The sequence below is a fragment of the Chryseobacterium fluminis genome (assembly GCF_026314945.1).
Taxonomy (GTDB): domain Bacteria; phylum Bacteroidota; class Bacteroidia; order Flavobacteriales; family Weeksellaceae; genus Chryseobacterium; species Chryseobacterium fluminis.
Genome location: NZ_CP111121.1, coordinates 2,938,247 through 2,950,496, shown reverse-complemented (window position 1 = coordinate 2,950,496; position 12,250 = coordinate 2,938,247). Strand labels below are relative to the sequence as shown.

14 protein-coding genes are annotated in these 12,250 nt (G+C 38.6%); 7 read left to right on the top strand and 7 right to left on the bottom strand.

Annotated features, from left to right (window positions below; genetic code table 11):
• Positions 1 to 5: 5 nt before the first annotated feature.
• Positions 6 to 218 carry a DUF3820 family protein gene (locus ODZ84_RS13455; RefSeq protein ID WP_266177369.1) on the top strand — a complete coding sequence of 71 codons (213 nt, stop codon included), beginning with the start codon at positions 6 to 8 and terminating at the stop codon, positions 216 to 218.
• A gap of 89 nt (positions 219 to 307) precedes the next feature.
• On the opposite strand, the gene ODZ84_RS13450 is transcribed toward ODZ84_RS13455, so the two are convergent.
• Positions 308 to 682 (bottom strand): VOC family protein, encoded by a 375-nt coding sequence (locus tag ODZ84_RS13450; protein ID WP_266172864.1) that lies wholly within the window; start codon positions 680 to 682, stop codon positions 308 to 310.
• A 30-nt stretch (positions 683 to 712) separates the two neighbouring features.
• Positions 713 to 2,704, bottom strand: a complete 1,992-nt coding sequence (uvrB, locus tag ODZ84_RS13445; RefSeq protein WP_266172863.1) for an excinuclease ABC subunit UvrB — start codon at positions 2,702 to 2,704, stop codon at positions 713 to 715.
• A 248-nt stretch (positions 2,705 to 2,952) separates the two neighbouring features.
• Between uvrB and ODZ84_RS13440 the strand changes: the two genes are divergently transcribed.
• Entirely contained in the window at positions 2,953 to 4,302 is a 1,350-nt protein-coding gene (locus ODZ84_RS13440; protein WP_266172862.1) for a peptide-N-glycosidase F-related protein, read from the top strand.
• A gap of 77 nt (positions 4,303 to 4,379) precedes the next feature.
• Entirely contained in the window at positions 4,380 to 5,600 is a 1,221-nt protein-coding gene (locus ODZ84_RS13435) for a PQQ-dependent sugar dehydrogenase (RefSeq protein ID WP_266172861.1), read from the top strand.
• A 154-nt stretch (positions 5,601 to 5,754) separates the two neighbouring features.
• On the opposite strand, the gene ODZ84_RS13430 is transcribed toward ODZ84_RS13435, so the two are convergent.
• From ODZ84_RS13430 to miaE, 3 genes are all read right to left on the bottom strand, one after another.
• Entirely contained in the window at positions 5,755 to 7,131 is a 1,377-nt protein-coding gene (locus ODZ84_RS13430) for a tryptophanase (RefSeq protein WP_266172860.1), read from the bottom strand.
• Between the two features lie 86 nt (positions 7,132 to 7,217).
• Complete coding sequence (locus ODZ84_RS13425; RefSeq protein WP_266172859.1) at positions 7,218 to 7,835, bottom strand: DUF502 domain-containing protein; 618 nt, start codon at positions 7,833 to 7,835, stop codon at positions 7,218 to 7,220.
• Positions 7,836 to 7,855: 20 nt separating this feature from the next.
• Positions 7,856 to 8,437, bottom strand: coding sequence for a tRNA-(ms[2]io[6]A)-hydroxylase (gene miaE / locus ODZ84_RS13420; protein ID WP_266172858.1), 582 nt, complete (start codon positions 8,435 to 8,437; stop codon positions 7,856 to 7,858).
• Positions 8,438 to 8,593: 156 nt separating this feature from the next.
• Between miaE and ODZ84_RS13415 the strand changes: the two genes are divergently transcribed.
• Positions 8,594 to 8,821 carry a hypothetical protein gene (locus ODZ84_RS13415; protein WP_266172857.1) on the top strand — a complete coding sequence of 76 codons (228 nt, stop codon included), beginning with the start codon at positions 8,594 to 8,596 and terminating at the stop codon, positions 8,819 to 8,821.
• Here ODZ84_RS13415 and ODZ84_RS13410 read toward each other — a convergent pair.
• A complete protein-coding gene (locus ODZ84_RS13410; protein ID WP_266172856.1) occupies positions 8,818 to 9,915 on the bottom strand; it encodes an acyltransferase family protein in 1,098 nt (365 codons plus the stop codon). The two genes, ODZ84_RS13415 and ODZ84_RS13410, sit on opposite strands and share 4 nt — an antisense overlap.
• Positions 9,916 to 10,023: 108 nt before the next feature.
• Positions 10,024 to 10,908, bottom strand: a complete 885-nt coding sequence (locus tag ODZ84_RS13405) for a neutral zinc metallopeptidase (protein WP_266172854.1) — start codon at positions 10,906 to 10,908, stop codon at positions 10,024 to 10,026.
• Between the two features lie 180 nt (positions 10,909 to 11,088).
• On the opposite strand from ODZ84_RS13405, the gene rplU reads away from it, so the two are divergent.
• From rplU to ODZ84_RS13390, 3 genes are all read left to right on the top strand, one after another.
• Positions 11,089 to 11,478, top strand: a complete 390-nt coding sequence (gene rplU / locus ODZ84_RS13400; protein ID WP_266172853.1) for a 50S ribosomal protein L21 — start codon at positions 11,089 to 11,091, stop codon at positions 11,476 to 11,478.
• Between the two features lie 28 nt (positions 11,479 to 11,506).
• Positions 11,507 to 11,764 carry a 50S ribosomal protein L27 gene (gene rpmA, locus ODZ84_RS13395; RefSeq protein ID WP_047399085.1) on the top strand — a complete coding sequence of 86 codons (258 nt, stop codon included), beginning with the start codon at positions 11,507 to 11,509 and terminating at the stop codon, positions 11,762 to 11,764.
• A 290-nt stretch (positions 11,765 to 12,054) separates the two neighbouring features.
• Positions 12,055 to 12,240: a bacteriocin-like protein gene (locus ODZ84_RS13390; RefSeq protein ID WP_266172849.1), complete on the top strand. Its 186-nt coding sequence runs from the start codon at positions 12,055 to 12,057 to the stop codon at positions 12,238 to 12,240.
• The last annotated feature ends 10 nt before the right edge of the window (positions 12,241 to 12,250 follow it).

Genomic DNA, 12,250 nt, shown 5'->3' with positions numbered 1-12,250 from the left:
AAGGGATAAATCCGGAGATATTAAATGAGATTTGTGTTGTGAAAATGCCTTTCGGAAAATATGAAGGGACTATTTTAGCCGATCTCCCGATCAGTTATCTTGAGTGGTTTCACCGCAATGGGATGCCAAAAGGTAAATTGGGGATGCAGCTCTCGACAATCTATGAGATCAAATTAAATGGGTTGATGGACCTGCTCATTCCGATTCGGGAGGGGTAGTAAATAATGAAAAATATAAATCAAAAACGTATAAGTTTTAATAAAAAATAGGCCTCGTCTTGACGAGGTCTATTTTTTAGATTAAAATATTATTTAGGCTCCCACAGTTCAACCTTGTTTCCTTCCAGATCAAGAATATGTACAAATTTTCCGAAGTCGTAAACGGCGATTTCATCAAGAATTTCTACGTTTTCTCTTTTTAATTCCTCTTTCAGCGCTTCCAGGTCATCAACAATATAATTAATCATGAATTCTCTATCAGACGGTTCAAAATACTTTGTTGTCTCGGGAGAAGGGCTCCACGTCAAAGATCCTTTGGCATTGGATTCAGCGATATCTTTCCATCCGAAAGTTGCGCCATATTCATTAACATCAATGCCCAGATGAGTTTTATACCATTCTTTAAGGGCTTTAGGATCTTTGCATTTGAAGAAGATCCCTCCGATACCGGTTACTTTTTTCATTTGGTTAAGTTTTATTTATTTTAAAAGAAATTATCCTTTCAAAGCAGCAATTTCATCTCTCAGTTTGGCCGCTTTAATAAAATCAAGGTTCTTTGCTGCCACTTCCATTTCTTTCTGCTTTTGAGTGATGACTTTTTCTATGTCTTTACTGCTGTAGCTTGCCTTTGTTTCTGCCACTTTCTGAAGGATTTCTTTCTGAGTATATTTTTCATCAGGAAAATCCTTGCTTCTTCCGACTAAATTTTCAGATATTTTTTTATTTAAAGCCTGAGGGACCTGTCCGTGTTCTTCATTATACTGCATCTGCTTGGCTCGGCGGTATTCGGTTTCGTCAAGAGTGGCCTGCATGGATTTTGTAATTTTATCGGCATACATGATCGCTTTTCCGTTAATATTTCTTGCGGCACGGCCGACCGTCTGAATCATCGACCGTCTGCTTCTGAGCATTCCTTCTTTGTCAGCATCCAGAATAGCAACGAGGGAAACTTCCGGTAAATCCAGACCTTCTCTTAAAAGGTTTACCCCGATTAAAACATCAAAAAGACCGAGGCGCAGATCCTGCATAATCTGAATACGTTCCAGCGTCTCAACATCAGAGTGTATATATCGCGTTCTGATACCGAATTTGGTGAAATATTTAGTAAGTTCTTCAGCCATTTTTTTAGTCAGGGTTGTCACCAGAACCCTTTCATCGACATCAGACCTTTTCTGGATTTCCTCCATCAGATCATCGATCTGGTTTAAAGAAGGCCGCACTTCAATGATCGGATCGAGAAGTCCTGTCGGGCGGATGATTTGTTCAATATAAGCACCTCCTGTCTTTTCCAGCTCATAATCTGCCGGGGTCGCGGAAACATAAATTACCTGATTCTGGATGCTTTCAAACTCTTCGAACTTCAAGGGTCTGTTGTCCATCGCTGCAGGAAGCCTGAATCCATATTCCACCAGGGATTCTTTTCTGCTCCGGTCTCCTCCGTACATGGCGTGTACCTGCGGTACCGTAACATGACTTTCATCAATAACCATTAAAAAATCCTTTGGAAAGTAGTCCAGAAGGCAGAAAGGCCTTGAGCCGGGAAGTCTGCCGTCTAAATATCTAGAATAGTTCTCGATACCCGAACAATATCCGAGTTCTTTGATCATCTCCAGGTCAAGCTCTGTTCTTTCCTGAAGTCTTTTGGCTTCAAGAGGCTTTCCGACTTCACTGAAGAAATCCACCTGTTTTACCATATCATCCTGAATATTCCTGATAGCACCATTCAGGGTTTCTTTTGACGTGACAAAAAGATTGGCAGGATAAATCTGGATCTGTTCAAAGCTTGATGTAACGTTTCCGCTCACAGGATCGAAACTCTGAATCTTTTCAATTTCGTCACCATAAAACTGGATTCTGACACCATTATCGGCATAAGCAGGAAAGATATCGATAACGTCTCCTTTGACACGGAATGTCCCCCTTTGGAATTCGCTGAGGGTTCTGGAATAAAGGGCATTTACTAATGAATGGAGGAGTGCGGTCCGCGTTACTTTTTCACCAATGGCAACGGAAATCAGCGATTTATGAAATTCCGTAGGATTTCCGATGCCGTAAATACAGGAAACAGAAGCTACAATGAGTACATCCCTTCTTCCGGAAAGTAAACTTGCCGTGGCGGAAAGACGGAGTTTTTCTACTTCCTCATTGATACTAAGGTCTTTCTCTATGTAAGTTCCGGTCGTGGCAATATAGGCTTCCGGCTGGTAGTAATCATAGTAACTTACAAAATATTCCACGGCATTTTCAGGAAAAAATTCTTTAAATTCCATGAAAAGCTGGGCGGCCAGCGTCTTATTGTGAGCCAACACTAAGGTAGGCTTCTGGACATTCTGGATAACATTAGCTACCGTAAATGTTTTTCCGGAACCGGTAACACCCAGTAACGTCTGGTATTTTTCACCGATTGTTATCCCTTCGGTCAGCTTTTCAATAGCTGTTGGCTGATCACCGGTAGGTTTATATTCTGATTGAAGTTTAAATTGCATAAAATGATGTTGTCTAACAAAAGTACAAAAGAAATAACAGACATTTAATGCCTCGCACTAAGATTAATATTTTAACCGTTCCTATACCACGTGCAGAGTGTTTTCCTATGTAAAACGGTATTTGATCAATATTTATTAATTTATGTTCATTATGTTTTTTATAATGATATCTATTTTTTAGAAGTTTGTTTATAATTTATTATTCTTAATTTTGAGTTATATTTGCTTTTAAATCAAAAAAATTAATAATGAAACAAAATTTACTTTATTTCTTTATCATAGTTCTTGCAGTACCTTTCTATGGTAAGGATATGAAATTGCCACTGCCACCAAGTACAGTCTTACTGTTCGATGAGGCCGTTTTTTATGATATGTATGCTACTACGGTTAATCAGCCACTGCCTTCCGGAGCTGTCCGGCTTAGCAACAGTACCTACACCAAAAAGATGACGGATGCCCAATTGGATTCTTTCGGTAATCAGGTGACGATGAACGTTACAATCGGAGCCTTATGTGACAATTATGACCGTCTTGCCCATGTTTTCCTGGCATTTGTACCAAAAGGAGCTTCGTCTTATGATACAAATGCCGTTACAAAAATAGAATTAGGAAGATTTATCACTCCTTTTATGAACAAAAATGTTTCTCCGACAAGCGTGCCCTATAGTTTTCAGATCGACAACGCAGGAGCTATCTTTAAAGATGTATCATTGAGGAACCAGTATGATTTCTGGATAGAATTTACCGTACTGGGTGTTCCGTATGCTGCGCAGACGCAGGTCGCAGGTTGCGCCTCGAGAATTGATACTTTTAAAGGATCTTTAAGTTTTGTGACCGATATTAATACCTCAATTCCGGCTGTAAACAATCTGCTGATTCCTATGGCAGCCGTTAAAAGTCTGAACAATTATGCGGGAACAGATGAACCCGGCCAGACGATCAGAATTTTGTCTTTTGCCTTAAATAGTACGATTAACAATGCAACTTTTAATTTAATAACCTCTAATCACGGTGCCAACTCCGGAGGGGAAGAATATGTGAGAAGACAGCATTATATTTACCTTAATGACCAGGAAATTTTCAGCTATAAACCCGGAGGCGTATCTTGTGAACCCTACCGGCAGTATAATACCCAGGGCAATGGGATTTATGGAACTAATCCTCAATCTGCCGCATGGTGGGCATCATGGAATAACTGGTGTCCCGGAAGTACCATTCCTATCAGAAAAATAAATGTAGGAACCATGCTTCCCGGGAATCATGCCTTTATGATCAGTGTTCCGGATGCTCAATTTGTAGGACAGCAGGGAGATTTTCCTTTGTCGGTATATCTGCAGGGTGAGGCTGTTAATGTTTTGGGCGTGAAAGATATTTCTGTTGCAGAGGTAAAAATATATCCGAACCCGGTTGTAAATATTGTGAAGATATCAAGTTCTAAAAAAATCAGGGAAACAGAAATATATTCTGTCGACGGAAAGTTTATAAGAAGGTTCAGTGGATGTGAAGCAGATGTCAGCGATCTTTTATCAGGAATTTATATTTTAAAAGTAAACTTTGAAAATGGAGTTTCATTTAAACATAAAATGATTAAGCAGTAATCTGCCGGACACTGTATCCACCAGGTTTTTTATGGCACTATTTTTCCATTTATAATTTTTATCGAAATTACATTATTATGAAAATAAATCAATGCTATATCCCTGTTCTAAGCCTGTTTTTATTGTTGACCTCCTGTGAAAAGAACAGTATACAGGCCCAGCAGACCGGAAAAGACGGAAGTGTAGAAACAGAAAAACCTAATTCTCCGGAATATAAGCCCGCCTTTCAGGGACAGACCAGAATTAAAGCGGTAAAAACGGTAACGCCTTATCATGTCGAGGTTATAAGCAAAGACCTGGGAAAACCCTGGGGAATTATCAATTTACCGGATGGAAGGTTCTTAATTACAGACAAAAGAGGCTATATGAATGTAGTCTCGGCAGACGGAAAAGAGGTGTCGAAAATTGAAGGCTTTCCAAAAGTGGATACCAAAGGGCAGGGTGGAATGCTTGATGTAGCCCTTGACCCAGAGTACCAGAACAATAACCTGATCTATTTCAGTTTTTCAGAGCCCTATGGCAAAGGAAATCATACGGCTGTTGCAAAAGGTAAATTATCTTCGGATCTTAAAACTGTTTCTGAAGTACAAGTGATTTTCAGAGCAACACCGACTTATGATGGCGACAAACACTACGGAAGCCGGCTGGCCTTTGATAAAGATGGAAATTTATTCGTAAGCACGGGAGAACGTTCCGATAAAGAGACCAGGATATATGCTCAGAAAACAGATAATTATCTGGGAAAAATATTAAAGATTACAAAAGAGGGAAAGCCGGCGCAGGGAAACCCGTTCATAGGAAAAGCCGGATTTAAACCTGAAATTTATGCTTATGGAATCAGAAATCCTCAAGGTATGGCGATCGATCCGAACGGAACGCTCTGGGACGTAGAAATGGGACCCAGGGGAGGAGATGAAATTAATTTAATTCAGCCCGGAAAAAATTACGGATGGGGTGATGTGACTTATGGAATTGAATATTCCGGAGATAAGATTAATAACGGAACCACGCAAAAAGCAGGCACTGAACAGCCTGTTTATTACTGGGATCCTGTAATTTCTCCGAGTGGGGTGACGTTCTACACCGGAAATATTGAAGAATGGAAAGGAAATCTGATGATCGGATGCCTGAGTGGTGAACATATCAATAGGATTGTCATGAAAAATAATAAAGTGGTAGGAGAGGAGCGTCTTTTGGCCGATCAGAAAGAAAGATTCAGAGATGTTCTCAATGGTGCCGATGGAAATCTGTATGCGGTAACCGATAGTGGAAAATTATACAAAATTTCAAAAAAATAATCTTTTCTACCTAAAGCTCAGGCTCAAAACGTTGTTTTGAGCCTGAGCTTTTAATGGACATACCTATTTTTGAAAATAGATGAATGAATTTGTACGTGCTCCTATCCTTTAAAAGATATCATAAAAAAACCCGGGAATAAATCCCGGGTTAAATTTACGCTTCTTCCAATTGGACCGTGAAGTGTCTTAACAGATCCGGTTCCCAGGTAATTTTATAGCCTTTTGCAATATCATCCCGTCTTTCATAAACGTTTTTAATAGCCGCTGCAATATAATCCATATGATTATTGGTGTATGTTCTTCTCGGAATCGCCAAACGTACCAGCTCTAACTTAGGGTAACGGTTTTCCCTTGTTTCAGGATCTCTGTCTGCCAGTAACGTACCGATTTCTACAGTTCTGATGCCTGCCTCTTTATAAATTTCAAGCCCTAAAGTCTGCGCAGGATATTCTGAGCGGTCAACTTTTGGTAAGAAATTTAGAGAATCAATAAACACGGCATGTCCTCCGATGGGTTTCTGAACCGGAATTCCATATTCAATCAGTTTATGTCCCAGATATTCAACCTGGGAAATACGGCTTTCCAGGTAAGCGAATTCAGTCGCTTCGTCCAGACCCACTGCTAAGGCTGCCATATCTCTTCCTGCCATACCTCCGTAAGTAATGAAACCTTCGTAGATAATAGTGAAATTTGAAGCCTTTCTGAAAATTTCTTCACTGTTTAAAGCAATGAAACCGCCGATATTAACCAGGCCGTCTTTTTTAGAACTCATCGTCATCCCGTCTCCGTAAGAGAAAATTTCTTTGCAGATCTCTTTAATGGTTCTGTTTTCCTGTCCGGCTTCGCGTTTTTTGATGAAATAAGCATTTTCAGCAAATCTGGCAGAGTCAAAAAAGACAGGAATCCCGTATTGATCGGAAAGTTCTTTTACCGCTTTCATGTTCTCCAGAGAAACAGGCTGCCCTCCTGAAGAATTACAGGTGATCGTAATCAGACAGAAAGGAATATTTTCTTTAGGATGGCTTTTGTAAACTGCTTCCAGTTTTTCAAGATTGATATTTCCTTTAAAAGGATGAAGATCATTAATGTCAAAAGCTTCATCAATCGTACAGTCGATCGCATGCGCTTTTCTGAACTCAATATGACCTTTTGTCGTGTCGAAGTGAGAGTTCCCCGGTACAACATCGCCTTCTTTTACCAATACTGAAAATAATACGTTTTCAGCGGCTCTGCCCTGGTGGGTAGGCAGAAGATATTTAAATCCTGTGATCTTCTCTACGGTCTGGTGTAATTGTTCAAATGATCGGGAGCCTGCATAGCTTTCGTCACCCATCATCAAAGCGCCCCACTGTCTGTCGGACATAGCTCCGGTCCCGGAATCCGTCAGCAGGTCAATGAAAACCTGTGAAGATTTTAAATTGAATAAATTATAGTTTGCTTCCTTAAGCCATTGCTCTCTTTCTTCTCTGGTTGACTGGCGGATCTCTTCGATCATTTTAATACGGAAAGGCTCCGCGTACGGTAAATTCATGATATGTATATTAGATTGTTTATAAAGAAAATTCTATTTGAAATAAATTCAAATTCATCAGGTATATTTAAAAAAGTATGATAGTATTACTCAGGAGCTTTAAATATATTATCATCCGAATGGAAGCCTGCTACACCGCCGCTTACTGCAAATTTCATTGCGGAGGCTGCCGTCATCCCCACTACGGGTTTGATGTTTTTTTCTTCAGTAATAATTACCCAACCCGAAATCGCATAGGAATGAGGAAGATAAACGGCAACGTAATTGTGTTTATCTACATCTGCCATTTCTTTTTGCGTTAAAAAACCGATTCGCCAGATCTCCGGATCAGCATTTGTTTTTACCCATACAGGATCATTGAATTTTTTCTTATCTCCCACGAATGAAGACATGACATCCTTCGTCGGAGTATAAATATGCTTTACGCCGGGTATTTTTTCCAGTAAACTGTCCATAGTGTCGAAGAAAAATTTCCCAAGGACAAATTTGTTTCCCAGAAAACCTAAAATGGCCGTCACTAAAATAGTGGAAATAAAAACCAACCCGGGAATTTCCTTTGCAACGGAAGGAATGATATTGTCAATAGAGGTTATAACATACCAGATTACAAAAATAGTAAGTCCGATAGGACCGATAATAACCAGTCCCTGAAAGAAATTTTTCAGAAAGAAATTGGCAATATTTTCGAAGGTCAGTTTTTTCACTGGGTTATTAAGGTATTTTTTTAACCGTGTATAGATTCCTTATTTCCGTAAGACTGGATGATTTCAGCTTCATATTCAAGCCATTCTTCCCAACGTTTATTCACTTTTTCTTCATCACCCAGCTGTCTGGCAAAACCGATGAATGTAGTGTAATGATTGGCTTCCGAGATCATTAATTCCCGGTAAAAAGTTTTAAGCTCCTCATCTTTGATGTTTTCGGTAAGAACCTTGAATCTCTCGCAGCTTCTGGCTTCAATCATCGCTGCAAACAGCATTTTATCAACAATAAGATCATCTCTGTTGCCCCCTTTCTGAATGAAATTTACCAGCTCATTCACGTAATCGTCTTTTCGGGTACGACCAAAGGTATATCCTCTTTTTTTGATGATTTCATGTACCTGGTTAAAATGATCGAGTTCTTCCTGTGCGATGGCAAGAAGTTCTGTTACGATTTCAGGATATTCAGGAAGCATGGTGATCAATCCGATGGCATTGGTAGCCGCTTTCTGCTCACACCAAGCGTGATCCGTTAAAATTTCTCCGATGTTTTCCTCTGCAATATTTGCCCACCTTGGATCGGTAGGAAGTTTCAACTTAAACATGACTTAAATTTTTTGTAAAATTAAAATAAATTGCGGTAAGTATAATCTTTATTATCATTTAAAATTTATAATCCAATTCTTTATTTTTCTTTGAATTAATTAATATGATGGTATTTTTTTTGATATAAATGTATTATAACTTTAAAAAAATAAACAATGGAAACGATTATTCAAAAAACATCCGGTCGACTAATGGCCTTTATGTTTACATTATTAAGTTCAGCGATGCTATTCGCCCAGGATTCAAATGTGGTAACCAGCAATACAACTAAGACGACTACCACGACCGAATGGTATACAGATCCTACGTATCTGATTGGCGGAGGCGTTCTGTTAATCATCATTATCGCTCTGTTGGTAAGAGGCGGAAGAAGAAATGATTAAATTATCTTTTCTTCTGTTTTTTCTCTGAGAAATTTCAGAAGATTCCATCCTACCGTATCTATTTTTTTCAGTCCTGCAGAAATAATAAAGGCCAAAATAATATTAACGGGATAAATGATGATCATTAATATCCACCACGGCATACTTTGTTTCATGGGATCTACAAGAAAATAAATCAGTGAGGAACTTATTCCCTGTCCGAAATAGAAGAATATGGCATTCTTTCCAATGTAGGTGATCACATTTTCTTTTGTAATTTTCAACCGGTTATAAAAAACAAATAAGGTTACCAGAGAAAAAAGACACCAGATGATATACGGGATTTTAGGAGGAAATTTATTTCTGTTGATTTTAAAGAAAATTTCATTCCCATAATACCAGAACATCCATCCTAAAGCGCCGGCAACAATTCCGTAAAGGAGCGGAATTGTTCTGGCCGGGATTGTTTTACCCCTCATTCTGTTGCCGATTAAAAAGACGGTCATGTAAAACGCCACATACCCAACTTGCCCGGAAGGATATATCTGAGGAAAGATGTTGAACAGGAGGGTAAGACCAATACAGATCCCGATGAACCAATTGATATGTCGGGGAAAAAATTTTAAAATTAAAACACCGAAAACAGTCAGTATAAAATAGACTTTAAGATACCAGAAACTTCCCATTACGACAGGAAATGTATCGGCATTGGTATATTGATGGAGATACCAGTTTCCGAGATTCTGCCATTCCGGAACTGTTGAAATACTTGCCGCTGCATATTTTGATCCGAATGTTGAATAGAAATTCTGAAGCCACTCTACTGAAAAGAAAGTAAGCCCGAAAACCTTAAAAAAGTAATCCAGGAAAAACAGAAACGTTACAAAAATCATATAGGTAATCTGCAGCTTCAGAAGTCTGTAAAATGTTTTTTCAACATTGCTGCCTGAAGTGAGTCCGCTCAGCGCATAAAACAAGGCAACATCAAAAACAAGGGAAAAAACTCTTACTTCCGCCGGAATATATAACTGCCCCGACCAGAATGCCGTATGAATGAATATGATGGAAAGTGTGGCCAGTCCTTTTGCAAAATCAATATAAAGATCTCGGTTCATGATAATATAGATAAAGTTCAAAAGTAAATAAACTTTATGAATGTAAGCAAATGAAAAAGAGGTAAACGTATCGGTTACCTCCTTTTTTAAATATGCTAAAATGAATGTTTATTTAAGCTGTTTAAATTCTTCTGCAGAAATTTCTCCGGTCTGAATTTTTCTTAATTCTTCCAGATACTGACTCATGTACGCGTCTAGCTCGGGATACTTTGAATTTTTGCTCATTTTGTAAGTTCCGTTCAGCACTCCCTGATAATAATAGAAGAAATTATAATCAAAGTCCGCTGCAGAGAGACTGTATTCTCCCAAAAGGAAACCTAAACGTACTGCTGATCTCCTTTGAGCCGGAGTACCATGGTGTCCCGGACTTGTAGTCTGGTAATCTCCGATACTCTGAGCAAATTCATATGCAGCCGCAATCTGGGCAAAAGAGGTCTGGTTGTAGCCATTAGGTCTTCTCAGGTAATATCCTGCAAAGCCGTCCGCCTCCAGCTCATTAGGTCTGGCCGTAGATTCGTTAACAGAAGGCAAATTGAATATATACTGAAGCTGGTGACCATATTCATGAGCCAGAATCATGGCATTTACAATATCTCCTCCTTTCGCTTTTGCATCATAATAGATGGCAAATCCGTAATAGATCTTTCCTGTGGAATACGAAATGGCATTATACGTAGAATTGTAGTTGGAAGGATCATTCACAAACCGTAGTGTAGGATTGCTTCTTCCCCACATACTCGCGATTCTAGTCATTTGCGTATTCATGAAATTGGTATCTGTCGTATTCTGCAGGGCAGTGGTAAGAACTGCGGTTGAGCTCCAGTACTGATCTACATAGGCACAGATTTTTTCAATCTCACCGGGTTGTTCGATTTTAGCATTTTCCGTCTGCAATTCCTGCGAAGTTGTTTCGAAGTTGTCGTCATTACACGCTGTAAGGGAAAGTACAGCCATTGCTCCTGCTAGTAAGCAGAAATTAAAGTTTCTTTTCATATAAAATATTTTTGGTGTAAACGAAGATATGAAATAAAATATTACGCGTTATCACTTTTGTGTGAAAAATTATTCAGGACATAGTTAATTTTTTTATTTAAAAAAGATAAGTTTGATTGTAAGGTATTTATAAATTTATTCTTATATTTGCACCTCGAAATAACTAAAAATTTATAAACAATGTTTGCAATTGTAGAAATAGCAGGGCTTCAATACAAAGTTGAGCAAGACCAGAAGTTGTTTGTAAACCGTTTAAAAGGAGACAAAGGAGGAAAAGTATCTTTCGATAAAGTACTTCTTACCGTAAACGGTTCAATCACTGTTGGCGCCCCAGCTGTAAGCGGAATCACTGTCGAAGCAGAGATCCTGGATCATGTAAAAGCTGATAAAGTAATCGTTTTCAAAAAGAAAAGAAGAAAAGGTTACAAAGTAAAGAATGGTCACAGACAATCATTAACTCAGATTCAGATCACTGGTATTACAGGATTTGAAGGAGCTAAAAAAGCAGAAAAACCTGCTAAGAAAACAACTAAAAAATCTGATGCTGAGGTAACTGAAAGCGCAGAATAATTTTTTAACCCAAAAACCTTAAAATAAAATGGCACACAAGAAAGGGGTTGGTAGCTCCAAGAACGGTAGAGAATCTCACTCTAAAAGATTAGGGGTGAAGATTTTCGGAGGACAAGACGCTATTGCCGGAAATATTATTGTTAGACAAAGAGGGACTCAACACCACCCGGGTGCAAACGTGGGAATCGGTAAAGATCACACCTTATTCGCTCTAGTAGACGGTAAAGTTGTTTTTAGAAAAAAAGCGAATAACAGATCTTTTGTATCTGTAGAAGCAAACGCATAATCAGCGTTTTATAAAATTCAGATCCCGGCATTTTGCCGGGGATTTTTTGTTTGAAGTTTTTAACGCTTTCTGTACTATTTTACTGATAATATCCTTACTAATTGGGATGGTGTAGAAATTCTGTTTGGATGGGTAAATAGTTATAATCGCTGCCGTCAGCCTGCTATTCTATAATGTTCTGGTAACGAATATCATTGGTTCATTTTTTTTGTCAATATTATAGTTTATGTGAGAAATAATTTGCTTAAATTTCCAATACTAAATAGACATCAGATTAAAACCAGATTATTATGAAAAATTTAAAGAAAATCACCCGCGAGGAACTGAAAAATCTATCTGGGGGCGCATTGCCTTCAACGGGGTGTCTCCCATGTGATATCTACTGCAGTATTCCGGAAGGGCAAAGACCTTCCTGCAATATCGTTTATATTGTAGCGCATTGTAACGGATGCAAAAATTATCCGTCAGAATCTTAATGAATTAAAA